General features: G+C 65.9%; 17 protein-coding genes. 16 read left to right on the top strand and 1 reads right to left on the bottom strand.

Translation table 11 applies throughout. From position 1 onward, the window contains the following. Positions 1 to 33 precede the first annotated feature (33 nt). The 16 genes from QTI66_RS04755 to QTI66_RS04680 all read left to right on the top strand — a co-directional run bounded on the left by QTI66_RS04755 (position 34) and on the right by QTI66_RS04680 (position 16,747). The gene (locus QTI66_RS04755) at positions 34 to 1,488 is read left to right on the top strand and encodes an aldehyde dehydrogenase family protein (RefSeq protein WP_286557835.1); all 1,455 of its coding nucleotides are present in this window, start codon (positions 34 to 36) and stop codon (positions 1,486 to 1,488) included. After that, a complete protein-coding gene (locus QTI66_RS04750) occupies positions 1,485 to 2,666 on the top strand; it encodes an amine dehydrogenase large subunit (protein ID WP_286557834.1) in 1,182 nt (393 codons plus the stop codon). Before QTI66_RS04755 ends, QTI66_RS04750 begins: the two co-directional genes overlap by 4 nt. Further along, entirely contained in the window at positions 2,666 to 3,214 is a 549-nt protein-coding gene (locus tag QTI66_RS04745) for a MauE/DoxX family redox-associated membrane protein (RefSeq protein ID WP_286557833.1), read from the top strand. Before QTI66_RS04750 ends, QTI66_RS04745 begins: the two co-directional genes overlap by 1 nt. Next, on the top strand, positions 3,214 to 3,846 hold the full coding sequence (gene mauD, locus QTI66_RS04740) for a methylamine dehydrogenase accessory protein MauD (protein WP_286558988.1): 633 nt from the start codon (positions 3,214 to 3,216) through the stop codon (positions 3,844 to 3,846). Before QTI66_RS04745 ends, mauD begins: the two co-directional genes overlap by 1 nt. Then, positions 3,843 to 4,394, top strand: a complete 552-nt coding sequence (locus tag QTI66_RS04735) for a methylamine dehydrogenase light chain (protein WP_286557831.1) — start codon at positions 3,843 to 3,845, stop codon at positions 4,392 to 4,394. The genes mauD and QTI66_RS04735 overlap by 4 nt, the downstream gene beginning before the upstream one ends. Next, positions 4,391 to 4,855, top strand: coding sequence for a c-type cytochrome (locus QTI66_RS04730; protein WP_286557830.1), 465 nt, complete (start codon positions 4,391 to 4,393; stop codon positions 4,853 to 4,855). Before QTI66_RS04735 ends, QTI66_RS04730 begins: the two co-directional genes overlap by 4 nt. Further along, on the top strand, positions 4,855 to 5,304 hold the full coding sequence (locus QTI66_RS04725) for a c-type cytochrome (protein WP_286557829.1): 450 nt from the start codon (positions 4,855 to 4,857) through the stop codon (positions 5,302 to 5,304). The genes QTI66_RS04730 and QTI66_RS04725 overlap by 1 nt, the downstream gene beginning before the upstream one ends. A 140-nt stretch (positions 5,305 to 5,444) precedes the next feature. Next, positions 5,445 to 5,738, top strand: a complete 294-nt coding sequence (locus QTI66_RS04720; RefSeq protein ID WP_286557828.1) for a type II toxin-antitoxin system Phd/YefM family antitoxin — start codon at positions 5,445 to 5,447, stop codon at positions 5,736 to 5,738. Further along, on the top strand, positions 5,735 to 6,127 hold the full coding sequence (locus QTI66_RS04715; protein WP_286557827.1) for a hypothetical protein: 393 nt from the start codon (positions 5,735 to 5,737) through the stop codon (positions 6,125 to 6,127). Before QTI66_RS04720 ends, QTI66_RS04715 begins: the two co-directional genes overlap by 4 nt. Positions 6,128 to 6,489: 362 nt before the next feature. Further along, complete coding sequence (locus QTI66_RS04710) at positions 6,490 to 7,881, top strand: DUF1329 domain-containing protein (RefSeq protein WP_286557825.1); 1,392 nt, start codon at positions 6,490 to 6,492, stop codon at positions 7,879 to 7,881. A gap of 36 nt (positions 7,882 to 7,917) precedes the next feature. Further along, positions 7,918 to 9,570, top strand: a complete 1,653-nt coding sequence (locus QTI66_RS04705; protein ID WP_444814965.1) for a DUF1302 domain-containing protein — start codon at positions 7,918 to 7,920, stop codon at positions 9,568 to 9,570. Positions 9,571 to 9,596: 26 nt separating this feature from the next. Continuing rightward, complete coding sequence (locus QTI66_RS04700; protein WP_286557822.1) at positions 9,597 to 11,987, top strand: efflux RND transporter permease subunit; 2,391 nt, start codon at positions 9,597 to 9,599, stop codon at positions 11,985 to 11,987. Between the two features lie 27 nt (positions 11,988 to 12,014). Continuing rightward, on the top strand, positions 12,015 to 13,007 hold the full coding sequence (locus QTI66_RS04695) for a WD40/YVTN/BNR-like repeat-containing protein (RefSeq protein ID WP_286557821.1): 993 nt from the start codon (positions 12,015 to 12,017) through the stop codon (positions 13,005 to 13,007). Positions 13,008 to 13,038: 31 nt separating this feature from the next. Next, complete coding sequence (locus QTI66_RS04690) at positions 13,039 to 14,334, top strand: aminotransferase class III-fold pyridoxal phosphate-dependent enzyme (RefSeq protein WP_286557820.1); 1,296 nt, start codon at positions 13,039 to 13,041, stop codon at positions 14,332 to 14,334. Positions 14,335 to 14,356: 22 nt separating this feature from the next. After that, entirely contained in the window at positions 14,357 to 15,394 is a 1,038-nt protein-coding gene (locus QTI66_RS04685; protein ID WP_286557819.1) for a phosphotransferase enzyme family protein, read from the top strand. Positions 15,395 to 15,424: 30 nt separating this feature from the next. Beyond that, complete coding sequence (locus QTI66_RS04680) at positions 15,425 to 16,747, top strand: APC family permease (RefSeq protein WP_286557818.1); 1,323 nt, start codon at positions 15,425 to 15,427, stop codon at positions 16,745 to 16,747. A 205-nt stretch (positions 16,748 to 16,952) separates the two neighbouring features. Here QTI66_RS04680 and QTI66_RS04675 read toward each other — a convergent pair. Next, the coding region (locus QTI66_RS04675) for an AMP-binding enzyme (RefSeq protein WP_286557817.1) at positions 16,953 to 17,445 on the bottom strand (493 nt) is incomplete at its 5' end.

The raw sequence follows: 17,445 nt of genomic DNA, 5'->3' as shown, positions 1-17,445 counted from the left end.
AAAGCAGTGTCAGACCATCAGAAGGAGTCCTCCGTGTCCAACGAATATTCAACGCAGCACCTGATCGCCGGCGAGCGCCGCAAAGCCTCCGATGGCGCCCTGTTCGACAAGTTCGAGCCAAGCACCGGCGACGTGCTGGCGCGCGTGGCGCAAGGCACGACGCAAGACGTCGATGCGGCCGTGGCCGCAGCACGCGCCCAGTTCGACGGCGGCGAATGGAGCAAGTTGCCCGGCGCGGCGCGCGCCCGCCTGCTGCTCAAGCTCGCCGATCTGCTCGAACGCGATGCCGAAAAATTCGTCGCCATCCTGGCGCGCGAACAGGGACGCACGCTGATGGAAATGCGCATGCTCGACCTGCCCAATTCCATCGACACGCTGCGCTACTTCGCCGGCTGGGCCGACAAGATCGAAGGCCGCCAGATCCCCACCGGCGGCTTCATGGGGCGCCCGACCCTCAACTACACCGTGCGCGAAGCCGTCGGCGTGGCCGCCCTCATCGTGCCGTGGAATGCACCGCTGATGATCGCCTGCTGGAAGCTGGCGCCCGCGCTCGCGGCCGGATGCACCGTGGTGCTCAAGCCTTCGGAAGATGCGCCGCTGGCCGTCAGCGCGCTGGCGGACCTGGTGACGGAGGCGGGCTTTCCGGCCGGTGTCGTCAACCTGGTGCACGGCATGGGCCCGACGGTGGGCAGCGCCCTCGTCAACCATCCCGGCGTCGACAAGATCAGCTTCACCGGCAGCACCGAAGTGGGCCGCACCATCGCCCGCGAAGCCGGCCCGAAGTTCAAGCGCCTCACGCTGGAGCTCGGCGGCAAGGCGCCGCAGATCATCATGGCCGACGCGCAACTCGACCAGGCGATTGGCGGCGTGGCGATGGGCCTGTTCATCGACCAGGGCCAGACCTGCGCAGCCGGCACGCGCGTGCTGGTGCATCGCTCGCGCTACAACGACGTGGTGAACGCGCTGGCCGGCGCTGCCAGCTCGATGCAACTCGGCGACCCGTTCGATGCGAAGACGCAGATGGGCCCGCTCATCAGCGCGAAGCACCAAGCGCGCGTGCAGGCGCACATCCAGGCCGCCGTGCAGGACGGTGCGCGGCTCGTGGCCGGTGGCGAAGCGCTGCCAAGCAAGGGCTTCTTCGTGCGTCCCACCATTTTTGCGGACGTCGATCCCGACATGCGCATTGCGCGTGACGAAGTGTTCGGTCCCGTCGGCACCATCATCCCGTTCGACACGGATGAGCAAGCCATCGCCATGGCCAACGACACGGTCTACGGCCTGTCGGCTTCGGTGTGGACGCAGAACGTCAACACCGCGCACACGATCGCCTCGCGCCTGAAGGTCGGCGCCGTGGCCGTCAACGGCTGGAGCCCGCTCGATGCGCGCCTGCCGTGGGGCGGCCGCAAGGACAGCGGCGTCGGCCGCGACTTGTCGCAGGTGGCCCTCGACGGCTTCCTCGAAGAGAAGGTCGTGACGGTGGTGATGTGATCGAACGCACGCAGCCAGCCATGGGCCGGCTGCGCGTGATGAAGCAGGGCATGGCGGCACTGGCCGTCGCCCTGTCATTCCATGCGCAGGCCGAGCTCCCCACCGAGCAGATGGGCATGACGGCGTTGCCGCCGGCCGATGCCCAGCGCCTTTACGTCAACGACCCGACGATGAACCACATCGTCGACGGGCGCGTGCACGTTATCGACGGCAAGCAGATGAAGTACCTCGGCATGATCGGTGCGGGCTTTGCCGCATCGACCACGCTGTCGAACGACCGGCAGACGCTCTTTGCCGCGACGACCTATCACAGCCGCCTGCAACGCGGCACGCGCACCGACGTGATCGAGGCCTGGCGCACCTCGGACCTCACGCTCGACTACGAGATCGAGATTCCGCCCAAGCACGCGCAGGGCCTGCAGATCAAGGCGCTGATGCGCCAGAGCGCCGACGGCCGCTACCTGCTGGTGCAGAACGCCACGCCCGCCACGTCGGTGACGGTGGTCGACGTGCAGGATCGCAAGGTGACGGCCGAGATCCCGACACCCGGGTGCTGGGGTGTGATTCCCTGGCCGGAGCAGCCGAAGCGCTTTTCCACCGTGTGCGGCGACGGCACGCTTGCCACCCTCGACCTCGACGAAAAGGGCGTGCTGGCCTCGCGCAGCAGCAGCCCGAAGTTCTTCGACGCGGACAAGGACCCGATCTTCATGCACTACGAGATGGTCGGCTCGCGCGCGTGGTTCGTGTCGTATTACGGGCAGGCCTATGCCATCGACCTCACCGGTGACAAGCCCGGCTTCGAGGCGCCGTGGTCCTTCATCGACACCGCATCGGCCAAGCAGCAATGGCGGCCGGGCGGCATGGAACTCTTCGCCGTCGAGCCCAAAAACGGCAGGCTGATCGTCGGCATGCACGCAAAGGGCAAGGAAGGCTCGCACAAGAACCCGGCCGAGCAGTTGTGGGTCGTGGACCTGAAGACGCACCAGCGCGTGTCGCGCGCACCGGGCCATGCAGCGCTGTCGATGACGATGACGCGCGGAGACAAGCCGCAGCTCATGTTGCTCAACGCACTCAACACGCTGCTCGCCTTCGACGCCACAAGCCCGCGCGGCCTTGAAAAGCCGCTGGTCAAGTCGAAGCCCGTCGGCGAGACGCCGGTCTACCTGGAGTCGCATTGATGGACACCCTCATGACCTTCGACCCCGTGCTCGTGCACGCCGCGGCCGGCACGATGGCCTGCATCTTTCTGCTCGGCGCCATGGCCAAGCTGTGGGACATACCGCTCTTCATGGCGCTGATGGAGAACTACGGCCTGCTGCCGCGCTGGCTGCTCAAGCCCGTCGCGTGGCTGCTGCCGTTGTGCGAGGCCACGGCCGGTGTGCTGCTGTTGCCGGTCGGCACGCGCTTTGCCGGCGCGTGCCTTGCACTGGTGCTGCTCGCCATCGTCAGTGGCGCGGTCGCCATCAACCTGGTGCGCGGCCAACGCCGAATCGACTGCGGTTGCGGCGGCGATTCGCTCGAACTGTCGGAAGGCCTGCTGGCGCGCAACGCCGCGCTGGCCGTGCTGCTCATCGTGGCGATGCAGAGCCCTGCGGCGCGCCAGACCGTGTGGCTGGACATGGTCTCCACGCTGATGGCCACCGTCTTCCTTCTGGGCCTCATCAAGGCCGTCAACCTGTGGCTCGGCCACCAATCCAGACTCCATGAACTGAGGAACACCCCATGATCGAAGCCCTCATCGTCTCCAACATCGTGTTGTGGGCGGCTGTCATTGCACTGCTCGTCGCGGTGCTCGCACTCTCGCGCCAGATCGGCATCCTGTACGAACGCATCGCGCCGATGGGCGCGCTCATGATGGACAGCGGCCCCAAGGTCGGCGAGCAGGCGCCTGTGATGGAACTGTCGTCCCTCGACGGGCGCTCGCTCGCCGTGGGCGCGGCGGGTCCGCGCAGCACGCTGCTGTTCTTCCTGTCGCCGACCTGCCCGGTGTGCAAGAAGCTGCTGCCGATCCTCCAGTCGATCCACGCGGCGGAGTCCGCTTCCTTCGACCTGGTCTTTGCATCGGATGGCGACCAGCCGGAGCACGAAGTCTTCCGCCGCCGTGCCGGTCTGCTGAAGCATCCCTACCTGCTGTCGGCGGAACTGGGCATGCGCTGGCGCATCAGCAAGCTGCCATATGCAGTGCTCATCGACAGCAACGGCATCGTGCGCGCCAAGGGCCTGGTGAATTCGCGCGAGCAGGTCGAAAGCCTGTTCACCGCGCAAAGCCTGGGCGTGGCCTCGGTGCAGGACTACCTGGAGCCGCGCATCGAGCAGCACAAGGCGTGGGCCGCGGCGGCAGAGGCGCAGTCGTCATGAAATCGCTCTGGTCCTGGCTGGACGCCGCCACCGAGCGACGCAGCCGAACACTCGCGCAAACGACCTCGCGTCGCAGCCTGCTGGTGGGCGTGGGGCGCACGATCGTTGCGGCGGCTTTCACGCTGCCGGTGCTGCCTTTCGATCGCACTTCGCAGGCGCACGCAGCGGGCCACGGTGGCGCAGGCGCACCCAAGAAGGGGCCGGCGACGGCTACCGATTGCGACTACTGGCGCTACTGCTCGGTCGATGGTTTCTTGTGCTCGTGCTGCGGCGGCAGCTCGACGACTTGCCCGCCCGGCACTACGGCATCGAAGGTGTCGTGGGTCGGCACCTGCCACAACCCGGCGGACGGCAAAGACTACCTCGTGAGCTACAACGACTGCTGCGGTCGCACTTCCTGCGGCCAGTGCTTCTGCAACACCAACCACGGCGATCGGCCGGGCTATCGGCTCGGCGTGCACAACGACGTGAACTGGTGCATGGCTAACGACAGCTCGGTGTACCACTGCACCGTGTCGGTGATCGTCGGCGTGGCGGAGAAGGAATGATGAAAGTATCACGACAACTTTTCGCTGCGCTCAGCGCACTGGCGCTTTCCACGTTCGCGCACGCCGCCGATGTCTCAGTGCCGGCGGGACTCGCGGTCTTCAATGCGAACTGCGCCGCCTGCCATCAGGCGGGCGGACAGGGCATGCCCGGCCTTGCGCCTGCGCTGGCGAGCACGCTGGCGCCGATGCTGCGCGCCGAAGACGGCAGCCGCTACATCGCGCTCGTCCTGACCCAGGGCCTGAGCGGCAAGATCGTCTCGGCCGGCCAGACTTTCAATGGTGCAATGCCGGCGCAGAGCGCACTGAGCGATGCCGACCTTGCGGCCGTTGCGAACTATGTCGCGCGTGACCTCAATGGCGTCGCGGCCAGCAACTTCACCGCGGAAGACATGGCCCGCGCCAAGGGCACGAAGGTCGCGCACAAGGAGCTGCGTGACATGCGCGCACGCGCGATGCCGTGATGAAGGGATGGGCCGCCGTGCATGGCCGTGCGTTGCTCGCCACGCTCGCACTGTGGTCGGCGCACGCATGGGCCGAAGACGTCGAGGTCAATGCTGCAAGAGCCCAGCGCAACTACCTGCTCCATTGCGTTGGCTGCCATCTCGTCGATGGCGGCGGGGCGCCCGGCAAGGGCATCCCGTCGATGTCGGGCACGCTGCCCAGATTCCTTCAGGTGCCGGGCGGCCGCGAATACATCACACAGGTGCCCGGCGTGATGAACTCCGGCCTCAATGACAAGCAGGTCGCGGAGTTGATGAACTGGCTGGTGCCGCGCATGGGCGATGACGCAACGCCGGCCGGCAACCCGCGCTACACCGCGCAGGAAATCGCGCGCTTGCGCGGAAGTCGACCGCTGGACTTTGCGGCCACGCGGCGGGCGTTGCTGGATGCCATGCCGCAAGGGAGATAGCGACAGCAGCCTGCCCCAGGACGGCGTTGCGCCCTTCGGAATTGGCGCGGTATTGCAAGAGCTCTGAAAACGGCCTGGTTGCAGCAAGGTGGTCCGCCCATTAGACTGTCATTAACGCAAACCTTAACGGATACTGCTAAATGGCATTGCGAGCATCTGACATCGTCCCCATCAGCGAAGCCCGCGCCCGACTCACCGAGTTGGCCGAAGACGTGGTGGGCAGCGGCTCGGAGAAAGTGTTGACCAAGAACGGCGCGAGTTACGTGGCCTTGGTTGACGCGCGCCGACTCGACTACTACCACGCCCTTGAAGAAGAGCACGCAAGCCTCGTGCTGGCAGATGACGCCATTACCGGCTTGCGGCAGGCCTTGGGCGGTCAGTTCGTGTCCGATGAGGAACTGGATCAGGCGCTTGGCGTCGCATCGAAACCGTGAGCCTTCCCGTCAACGCAAGGGTTCGGGCGGTTCCGAACTTTCTGGCATGCCTTCGTCGCGCACTCGCCTTCATGCAGGAACAGGACGCTGGTTCCGCCCAAGGGCGCTTCAAGAATTTGCAAGGCGAGGTCGTCAAGGCGCGCGCACTCATTTCCTTTGCGCCCGCGAGCGGCCGGCCAGCCCGCTTTCTCGATGCCAGGTCGAGTTGGGGCCAGTTCCAAGCCGCGCAGGCAAGGGAACTGGCGCAGGCACTCGGCATGCCACACCTGCGAGAACTGGTGCTGGCTCGGCACGTCATGCTCTACGCGCATTCCGAGCGGGAAGCAGTGTTGCTGTCCCTGCGACACGAGCGACAGTTGTCCTACCGAATGCCGCCTGCTGCCGTCTGACGCGGTTGTCGAAGCGCATTCCGCCCGGATCGTTCACGAAGTCATTGATGCGGTCCCCATGCCATTGAGCACCCGCCGACGCGTGTGTGCGCGGCATCCCGGTTGTTGCGCGGCAGTCCCGTAACAACCTGCCGAGCTTGCCCCGGCTCTCCCACCCAACTCCAATCGCATCGACGATCCCGCGCCTCGTCGCGGTGAATCGCGTGCGCCGACCTTGCACACATGCACGCCTTTCCACGTCGTCGTGCACGCCAGTGCAAGCGCTCTCGCCCCCGCGCAACTACCTTTGACGGGTCCGCTCAAGCGGTGTCTTCAACCCCGTCTACCCAGACGCTTGCGCTCTTCTCCGAGGGAGGCTCTTCATGAAATTTTCGCCAGCCAGGTCCGCCGTCGCCATTGCGATTTCCACGGCGTTCACCGTGTTCGTGTCATTTCCCGCGGCTGCCGCTGCCGACGCTTCGCGTCTTGGCGCCGAGCTGACGGCCACCGGCGCCGAGAAAGCCGCCAGCAAGGACGGCACGATCCCCGCCTTCGCCGCAGCCGATCCGGCCGACGCGGGCTGGGCGCCGGGCAAGAAGCGCGAGGACTTCTTCAAGTTCAAGGGCGACAAGCCGCTGTTCTCCATCGATGCGGGCAACGTCGACAAGTACGCCGACAAGCTCTCGCCCGGCCAGGTCGCGCTCATCAAGCAGACCAAGGGCTACCGCATGGACGTGTACCCCACGCGCCGCACCTGCAGCGTGCCGGACTTCGTGCAGCAGAACACAAAGAAGAACGTCAGCACCGCCAAGCTGGGCGACGACGGCTGGAGCCTGAAGGAAGCCGTGGTGCCGGGCGTGCCTTTCCCGATGCCCGCCAATGGCGCCGAGGCCATGTGGAACTACAAGATGAAGTACGCGGGCGTGGGCTTCGAGTGGCCGCTCAACTACGTCTCGCTGTCACCGCGCAAGGGCGCCACCGAATGGATCCAGGCCGGTGCCACGCAGACCTACTACCTGCCGTGGGGCAAGAAGGGTTCGGCACTGATGTCGACGCTGCCGCCGGTGGAGTACTACACCTACTTCGCCTACTCGTCGCCCACGGCGCTGGCGGGCCAGGCGCTGTCGTACACGCTGTACACCGACAAGCCGAGCGAAGCCTTCTATTACTTCCCCGGCCAGCGCCGCGTGCGCCGCATGCCGACCTACGCCTATGACGCGCCGCAGGTCGGCTTCGAGAACCAGTACACGGTGGACGAGCCGCGCGTGTTCAACGGCACGATGGACCGCTTCGACTGGAAGCTGGTCGGCAAGAAGGAAATCTACGTCGGCTACAACAGCTTCGGCATGTACGACCCGGCGGCCAAGTTGGAAGCCGTGGCCAAGCCCGATTCGCTCGACCCCTCGGTGCGCCGCTATGAGCTGCACCGCGTGTGGGTGGTCGAGGCCACGGTCAAGTCCGGCGTTCGCCACATCGCGCCCAAGCGCACCTTCTACCTGGACGAAGACAGCTGGTCTGCCGTGGTGGCCGACGACTACGACGCACAAGGAAAGATCGCCAAGGTGCGCGAGTCCTTCGTGATTCCGGTGTACGAGACGGGCAGCTGCGACAACCCTGCCTTCGTTCAATACAACCTGCCTGAAGGCCGCTACCTGTTCGACCAGACGCCGCTGGCCGCTGGCAAGGACATCCGCTGGTTCGTCGAGTCGAAGGATCCGAAGTTCAAGGAGAACTTCTACACCTCCGAAAACCTGCGCGCCATCAGCGAGCGTTGATCTTCTTTCATGGCAACTGCAATTCACAACAAGAACATGACCACGCGACCCTTCACCCGCGCCACCTTGTCGGCCTGCGCCGCTGCCGCCTGCGCGCTGCTGGCGCAGACCAGCGCCCATGCCGTCAGCTTCCAGACCGAGACCCTCTCGGGCAGCTTTGATTCGACGGTCAGCGCTGGCACCGGTGTGCGCCTGAAAGACCCGAGCACGACCCTGATCAACGCAGGAAACATGGGCGGACCGCCGGGCGAGTTGTCGCCGCTGTCGGGCATGGGCGACCAAGGCAACCTGAACTATGGCAAGGGTGACCCCTTCACCTCGTACCTCAAGGGCAGCCACGAACTGCTGGTGAAGGCGCCCGAGGACATCACCTTCCTGGGCCGCTTCACCTGGATCCGCGACTTCAGCGCGACCCACACAACAGGCTACATCAGCTCTACGCCACCCATCGATTCGCCCGATGGCTTGTCCGATCCCGCGCGCGACGCCTTGCGTTCCCAAGTGCGCCTGCTGGACTTCTGGGTCAGCAAGCGCTTTTCGATCGGCGAAGAAAGCGCCCGCATCCGCATCGGCAACCAGGTCATCAACTGGGGTGAAAGCCTGTTCCTGCCGGGCGGCATCAATTCGACCAACGCGATGGACATCATGAAGCTGTCGCAACCGGGCACGCAGCTGAAAGAGGCGGTGCTGGCGGCGCCGATGGTCAGCATCGCGACGGGTCTGGGCTATGGCTTCAACGCCGAAGCCTATGTGCAGACTGACTGGAACAAGAGCTACTTTCCGCCGACCGGCAGCTACTGGTCCGTGGTGAACGGCCTGGGCAAGGGCTCGGGCGCCTATGGCATCACCGACACCCAGCCCAACCAGAAGGGCCAGTGGGGCGCCTCGCTGCGCTACCAGCCGGACAGCGTTCCGCTGAACCTCGGCCTCTATGCGATGAACTACACCGACAAGACGCCGAACCTGGCGTTGACGGCAAACGGTCCGCAGTGGCAATACCTCGAAGACCGCAAGATGTACGGCATCAGCGCCAACATGCCGGTGGGCGACTGGGCCATTGGCACGGAACTGTCGTACCGGCCGAAGGACGCGATCTTCCTGTCGCCCAACACTTCCGGCTGCTCGAGCCAGAACGGCAACTGCTGGGTCGATACGCAGCGCTACCAATGGGCGTTGACGGGCCTGTTGAGCCTGACGCCTTCGAACGCGGGCAGCTTCCTGAAGCTGATCGGCGCGCAGACGGCCACGCTGCTGGCTGAAGCCGTCGTCATCGGCTACCCCAAGCTCAAGCAAGACTACGGCGGCGATCTTGTCGCCGCGGGCGGCTGGGGCTGGGGCAACGAGCTGGCCGCCAACATGGGGACCAACCAGCAAGTGCCGGTGGGCAGCAAGTATTCGAGCGGCTTCAACTTCGACTTCAGCTGGGTCTACGACGGCACGCTGATTCCGGGTTGGCAGGTGGTGCCGGAGGTGTACTACTTCCAGGCCTTGAAGGGCCGCACGCCGAACATCGCGGGCACGCTGATGCAGGGCGCCAAGTCGGCCAACTTCACCGTCTCGTTCATCCAGAACCCGGCCAAGTGGCAGTTCGCTGTGAACTACGCCAAGTTCTGGGGCGGCGATTCGGTCTATGACCAGCCCTATCGCGACCGCGACTACATCGGCGTGACCCTTTCGCGCAACTTCTGAGCGAGCGTTTCCCCGGGCTCCACGCTATGACTGCATCTGCTTCTTCGTCTTCTTCCGCCGCGGCGCGGCTTCTTGCCGGGTTCGAAGCCTTCTGCTTTGAAAACCGCAAGGTGCTGCTCACCGTGCTGGCGATCTTCACCGCCGTCATGGGTTTCTTCGCGCTGCAACTGCGCATGACGGCGGGCTTCGAGAAGCAGATGCCCATCGGGCACGAGTACATCCAGACCTTCCAGCAGTACCGCAACGACGTGCTGGGCGCGAACCGCCTGAACATCGTGGTGAAGGCGCGCAAGGGCGAGATCTGGACCCCTGCGGGGCTGAAAAAGCTCTATGACGTGACGCAGGCGGTGAGCTTCCTGCCGAGCGTGGAGCGCCTGGGCGTGCAGTCGCTGTGGACGCCCAACAGCTTCGTCAACGAGATCACCGAGGAAGGCTTTCGAGCCGACCCGCTGATCGACGGCACCATCACGCCCGAGCAGCTCAAGCCCGAGACCATCGACAACATCCGCCGCACCACGGCGCAGGGCGGTTTTGTCGGCTCGCTGGTCTCGCGCGACCAGACGAGTGCAATGGTCACGGTGGAGCTCAACGAGTTCGACAAGGACGGCAACAAGCTCGACTACGTGGCCTACAACCGCGTGCTCGAAGACCAGATCCGCGCCAAGTTCGAGGACGCTGATTTCGAAGTGCAGATCATCGGCTTCGCCAAGCAGATCGGCGACATTGCCGATGGGGCGCAGGCGGTGCTGCAGTTCTGCGCGCTGGCGCTGGTGCTCACCGCGCTGGCGGTGTTCTGGTATTGCCGCTCGGTGCGCTTCACGGTGCTGCCGATCGTGTGTTCGCTGGCTTCGCTGGTGTGGCAGTTCGGCGCGCTGCGCCTGATGGGCTACGGGCTCGATCCGCTGGCGGTCCTGGTGCCCTTTCTGGTGTTCGCCATCGGCGTGTCGCACGGCGTGCAGCAGATCAACTTCATCGTGCGCGAAATCTCCAACGGCAAGAGCTGCTACGAGGCTTCGCGCGCCAGCTTCTCCGGGTTGCTGATTCCCGGCACGCTGGCGCTGGTGACGGCTTTCGTCTCCTTCGTCACCTTGCTGCTCATTCCGATTCCGATGGTGCGCGAACTGGCCATCACCGCGTCGCTGGGCGTGGGCTTCAAGATCGTCACGAACCTGATCGTGCTGCCGGTGGCTGCATCGTTCTTCAAGGTGCCCAAGACCTTTGCCGACAAGGCGCAGGTGCAGCGCGAGGCGCGGGCCAAGTGGCTGCGCGTGCTGGTCAAGGTGGCGCAGCCGCGCAAAGCGGCCATCACCTTGCTGGTGGTGGGCTGCGTGTTCGCCGCTTCCGTGTATGAAAGCCGCGACCGCGTGGTCGGCACGCTCCAACCTGGCGCGCCGGAGCTGCGGCCCGAGTCGCGCTTCAACCGCGATGCGGTGGCGATTTCCACCAACTACGACACCGGCCTGGACTGGCTCACCGTCATCTTCGAAGCCGCGCCCGAGAGCTGCGAGAACGTCAACATCGGGCTGTACCAGGACCGCTTCACCTGGGCCATCCAGCCGGTGAAGGGCGTGCTCTCGGTGTCATCGTTCTCGGGCCAGATGCGCCTGTACAACGAGGGCTACAACGAAGGCAATCCAAAGATGGGCGTGGTGCCCATCGATGCGGGCAACTACAGCGCGTTGGCGGCAGAAATCTCGCGCATTCGCGGCACCATGCGCAAGGACTGCAGCATGACGGCGGTGCACCTGTTCCTCACGGACCACAAGGCCGAGACCATCCAGCGCGTGATCGAAGCGGTGCGCGCTTTTCGCGATGCGCATGCGCAAGAGGGCGTGAAGATCCGCCTGGCTTCGGGCAACGCGGGCGTGCTTGCGGCCGTCGACGAAGAGATCGAGCACAGCGAACTGCCGATGATGCTGTACGTCTACGCCGCCATCGTGCTGCTGGTGTTCGCGGTGTACCGCGACCTGCGCGCCGTGCTGGCCTGCTGCCTGCCGCTCACGGTGGGCACCTTCATCGGCTACTGGTTCATGAAGGAACTGCAGATCGGCCTGACGGTGGCCACCTTGCCGGTGATGGTGCTGGCGGTGGGCATTGGCGTGGACTACGCCTTCTACATCTACAACCGGCTGCAACTGCATCTGAGCAAGGGCCTGCCCATCGTCAAGGCGGTCGAAAACGCGATGCTCGAAGTGGGCACGGCCACCATCTTCACCGCCATCACGCTGGCGGTGGGCGTGGCGACCTGGTCCTTCTCGGAACTCAAGTTCCAGGCCGACATGGGCAAGCTTCTGGCCTTCATGTTCATCGTGAACATGGTGATGGCGGTGACGGCGCTGCCTGCGTTTGCGGTGTGGCTGGAATTGATCTTCCCGCGCACCAAGCCGGTGAAGGCGCCGGGCCTGCTGAGCCACTGAGCTGGCGCGCGCTGAAAGACATTCGACATGAAGAAATCCCTTTTCCTGAATTGCAGGCGCCTTGCGCTGACCTGTGTGGCTGGCGCATCGATGGCCAGCGCCTGGGCGCAAGCGCCTGCCGATGCCGTGCGCTATGCACCGGCCGTGGTCGTGCCGCACGCCGTGCAGGCGCAGATGCTCTCCGTGGCGCGTGCTGGCGGCGGTTTCGTCGCGGTGGGTGACCACGGCGTGGTGCTGCGCTCGGCTGACGCAGGAAAGACGTGGCAGCAAGCCGCGACGGTGCCCGTCGATGCACAACTCAACAGCGTCAGCTTCGTCAGCGACAAGGAAGGCTGGGCGGCAGGGCATGGCGGCACGGTGCTGCACACCGCGGATGGCGGCGCCACCTGGTCCCTGCAGCGCAGCGCGACCACGGAAGACCGGCCGCTCTTCGCCATCCACTTCTTTGATGCGCAGCACGGCGTGGCCGTGGGCCTGTGGTCGCTGGTGCTGGTCACCGAAGACGGCGGCAAGACCTGGACGCAGCAGACCGTCGCACCACCGCCCGGCAGCAAGAAGGCCGACCTGAACCTGCTGGCCCTCTTTGCCGATGCGCAGGGCCGCCTCTACGCGACAGCGGAAAAGGGCATGGTCTTGGTGTCCGACAACCGCGGCCGTGACTGGCGCTACCTGGAGACGGGCTATGCGGGTTCCTTCTGGACTGGCACCGCGCTGCCGGATGGCGGCCTGCTCGTGGGCGGGCTGCGCGGATCGCTCTACCGCAGTGCAGACCACGGCGCGACGTGGCAGCGCGTGGAGACGAACAGCAAGTCATCGATCACTTCTCTGGCCGCTCAAGGCACTCACGTGCTGGCCGCCGGGCTGGACGGCCTGGTGTTGCACAGCAAGGACAGCGGCAAGAGCTTCCAGCCCGACCTGCGCGCCGACCGCGCCAGCCTGACGGCGGCCTTGCTGACGGCAGACGGCAGGGCAGTGCTCATGTCGCGCCAAGGCCCGGTCGCCGACACCGCGGCCCGCTGAGCGCCGCGCCACTTCATTCAAGGATTCACGCATGCACTCCTCCGAACTCCTTCAGCGCCGCATCGCGGTCCTGGGCAAGAACGCACCCTTGTTCTACGAAAAGCCGCTGCACCTGGTGCGCGGCGAAGGCGTGTGGCTCTATGGCGCCGATGGCCGCAAGTACCTCGACGCCTACAACAACGTCGCGCACGTCGGCCATTCGCATCCGCGCGTGGTCGATGCCATCACGGCGCAGGCGAGGCTGCTGAACACCAGCACGCGCTACCTGCATGAAAACGTCGTCGCCTACGCCGAGCGCCTGAAGGCCACTTTCGGCGGCGCCGACATGATGGTGATGTTCTGCTGCAGCGGCAGTGAGGCCAATGAACTGGCCTTGCGCATCGTGCGCGAATGCTCGGGCGGCATGGGTGTTGTCCACACCGCGCACTCGTACCACGGCAACACGGCGGCGGTGTCGCAGGTAAGCAGCATCCTGAGCGCGCCGGAAAAGCGCGGCCCCAATGTGCGCAGCATCCCGGTCATCGATCCGTACCGCGACCGCGGCACGCGCAACGATGCGGACCTGGTCGACAAGTACTGCGGCGACGTGGCAGTGGCCATCGACGGACTCCAAGCCAGCGGCGTGGGCTTTGCCGGGATGATCCTGTGCACCGGCCTATCCTCCGAAGGCTTGCCAACGCAGCCCGCCGGTTACATGGCCCGGGTGGCGCAGCAAGTGCGCGAGGCCGGTGGCTATTTCATCGCCGACGAAGTGCAGGGCGGCTTCGGCCGCTTCGGCAGCCACTTCTGGGGCCATCAGGTGCAGGGGGTGGTGCCCGACATCGTCACGCTTGGCAAGCCGATGGGCAACGGGCATCCGCTGGCAGCGGTCATCGCTCGGCGCGAACTGGTCGAGCAGTTCACCGAGATGAACCCGATGTACTTCAACACCTTCGCGGGCAACCCGGTGTCGTGCGCGGCGGGCATGGCGGTGCTGGACATCATCGAGGACGAAGGGCTCATGGCGAATGCCGATGCCGTCGGAGGCTATGTGCTCGAACAGCTGCGCGCATTGGGCGAGCGCCACGAACTCATCGGCGACGTGCGCGGCAAGGGACTGTTCTTCGCCGTCGAGCTGGTGACGGTCCGTGCCACGAAAGCACCGGCCGCCAGCGCGGCCAAGGCCATCATCAATGCGATGAGCCAGGAGGGTGTGCTCATCAGCCGCATCGGGCCCACCGACAGCATCCTGAAGATCCGCCCGCCGATGCCCTTCCAGCGCGCGCACGCGGACCAGCTTATCGAGACGCTCGATCGCGTGCTGGGCGCCACGCAAGCTGCGCAATGAGCGCGGCATCGGCACGGGCCGCATGCCCAAGGGTGTGTCGATGAGCGCCGTGCAGTCGCTGGTCGCCGAAGACGAAGCGGCCTACGCACAGCTCGCTCGCACGGCGCTCGCGCTGTGGGACCTGCGTCACATCGACCTGCAGCTCATCAAGATCCGCGAGAACGCCGTGTACCTCGTTTCCTGCGAAGGCGGCCGCAAGGCGATCCTGCGCGTGCATCGGCACGGCTACCACTCCGACGCCGCCTTGCATTCCGAAAACGCGTGGACCTGCGCGCTGGCCGAGGCCGGTCTGCGCGTGCCGCGCGCCATCGCGTCACGACGTGGCCAGCCCTTCGAGCGCGTGCAGGCCAAAGGCGTGCAAGGCGAGCGGCAGGTCGACGTGATCGAATGGATCGAAGGCCGTCAGCTGGGCTCGGTCGAAGCCGGCGTGGCCGGTGACGACGCGCACATCACGCGGCAGTACGACATCCTCGGCCAGACCGCGGCGCGCATGCACCAGCAAGCAAGCCAATGGCAACCAGGCCCGGGATTCGTGCGCCACAGCTGGTGCGCGCAAGGGCTGGCCGGGGAGCAACCACTGTGGGGCCGCTTCTGGGAGCTCGACGCGCTGGACGATGCGCAACGCCGCCTGCTGGTCACCACACGCCACGCGCTGCTGCACGACCTCAACGCACTGCCCAGGGATGTGCACACCTTCGGCCTGATCCACGCCGATCTGGTTCCCGAGAACCTGCTGGCCCATGGCGACGACGTGCACGTCATCGACTTCGACGATGCGGGCTTTGGCTGGCATCTGTTCGACATCGCCACCTCGCTGTACTTCCTCCTGCCGCAGCCTTGCTTCGAAACGGCCAAGCGCGCGCTGATCGACGGCTATCGCAAGGTGCGCCCCCTGTCCGACGAAGACGCGGCGCGCCTGCCCATGTTCCTGGCGGCGCGCGGCACGACCTACCTCGGCTGGGTGCACGAGCGCAAGAACACGCAGACCGCGCGCGAGCTCACGCCTTTCCTGGTGGAACTCGCCTGCACCGCCGCACAGCACTACCTGCGCGGGCACTGACCTGTCCACCCCAACCGAACCGGAGATCCGATGAGCCACCCTGAAGGCGAACTTCGCCGCGTGCTGACCTTTTCGGACCTGCTGATCTACGGCATGACCTACATGGTGCCGGTCGCGCCCTGGGCCATTTTCGGCTTCCTGAGCGCCACGTCGCAAGGCATGCCCGCGCTGGCCTACCTTCTGGGCATGGGCTGCATGGTGTTCACCGCGATGGGCTACGCGAGCATGGCGCCGCGCATTCCGCGTGCGGGTTCCGTCTATGCGTATGCACGCGCCAGCCTCGGCTCCTTCGCGGGCTTCCTGGCCGGCTGGCTGATGCTGCTGGACTACATCCTGTTCCCGGCATTGACTTGCGTGTTCGCTGCGGTCGGCTTGAACAGCCAGTTTCCGATGGTGCCGCGCGAAGTGTGGGTCGTCGCCCTCGTGGCGCTGGCGCTCGGCATCAACTGGTTCGGCATTGCGGTGAGTGCGCGCATCAGCGCCATGCTGTTCTGGCTTTCCATCGTCGCCGTGCTCGTCTTCGTGGTGGCGGCCGTCATGGGACTGGAAAGCGGCAAGGGCGCCGGCACGGTGACGACGCATTCGCTCTGGAAGGCCGACATCAACTGGACGGCCATGCTGTCGGCCACCGCGCTGGGGGTGATGTCCTACCTGGGCTTCGACGGGATCTCGACCCTCACGGAAGAGGTGCGGCCGGAGCATCGGCATCTGGTGGGCCGCGCCATCATCGCGAGCCTGGCGCTCACCGGCCTGCTCTTCGTGGTGCAGACCTCGCTGCTCAGCGATCTGGCGGTGGGCTTCAAGGCCGGTGACCTGGCATCGCTCGCCTACGACGTGGCCAACGGCACGCTGGGTCCGGTGCTTGGCGCCATGATGACGTGGGCGGTGGTGCTGGCGGCCATCGTCGCGATGGTGCCGATCTGCGCGGGTGTTGCGCGGCTGCTGTTCGCCATGGGCCGCGATGGCCAGTTGCCCACGGCGCTGGGGCGTGTCCATCCAAGGCACGGCACGCCGCACGTCGCCATGCTGCTGACCTCGGCGGTCGCGCTGGCCGTGGCGCTGGCAGGCGTCGACCATGCGGACGAGCTGTCGTCCATGATCAATTTCGGCGCGCTCGGCGGCTTTGCGCTGCTGCACCTGTCGGTGCTGCGCTACTTCGGCAGACAGGAAGCGCGGGTCAGCTTCGTTCGCCATCGCGTCGTGCCCGTCATCGGCTTGCTGATCGCCGCGGCCCTGCTGTGGAGCCTGAGCGATGTGGCACTGAAGGTCGGCATCGCATGGCTCGTGGCCGGCTTGCTCTATTGGGTGGCGATGGTGCGCGGCAAGGCCATGCCTGCGATGGACTTGGGGTAGCGATCAGGCCTTGTGAGTGGCGCCCTGAAAGCGCCGCAGCCGCGTGCCCAGGGCGTCCGGCTGGTGAGTGGTCCGGCGCCGGCGATTCAGGTGCAGGCGGGAGCGCGCTGAGCCGTGCCCAGCGCAAAGGCGCCGGCAAGTTGCTTGCCGGCGCGGCGGCGATGAGGCCGGCAAGCCGCATCGCCGCACCTCAGGCGCTGGTGGGTCAGGCCGCCGGAACGTCGCGCAGTTCGCGGCGCAGGATCTTGCCCACGGTGGACTTGGGCAGCGCCTCGATGATGCGAACCACCTTGGGCACCTTGTAGCCCGTGAGCGATGCGCGGCAGTGGTCGATGACGGCCTGCTCGGTCAACTCCGCACCCGGCGCCTTGACCACGAACAGGCGAATGGCCTCGCCGGTCTTCTCGTCGGGCACGCCGATGCAGGCGCACTCGGCCACGCCGGGGCAACTCGTTGCCACCGCCTCGATCTCGTTCGGGTAAACGTTGAAGCCCGAGACGATGATCATGTCCTTGATGCGGTCCACGATCTTGAGGTAGCCGCGCTCGTCGAACACGCCGACGTCGCCCGTGCGGAAATAGCCGTCAGCCGTGAAGGCGCCGGCATTGACCTCAGGCTTTTCCCAGTAGCCGCTCATGACCTGCGGACCCTTGGCGCAGATTTCGCCGGCCTGGCCCAGCGGCACTTCGTTGCCGGCG

It is taken from the genome of Variovorax brevis (genome assembly GCF_030317105.1).
Lineage (GTDB): Bacteria > Pseudomonadota > Gammaproteobacteria > Burkholderiales > Burkholderiaceae_C > Variovorax > Variovorax brevis.
Note: the sequence above shows the minus strand (reverse complement) of the source record. Positions and strands in the feature narration are given on the sequence as shown.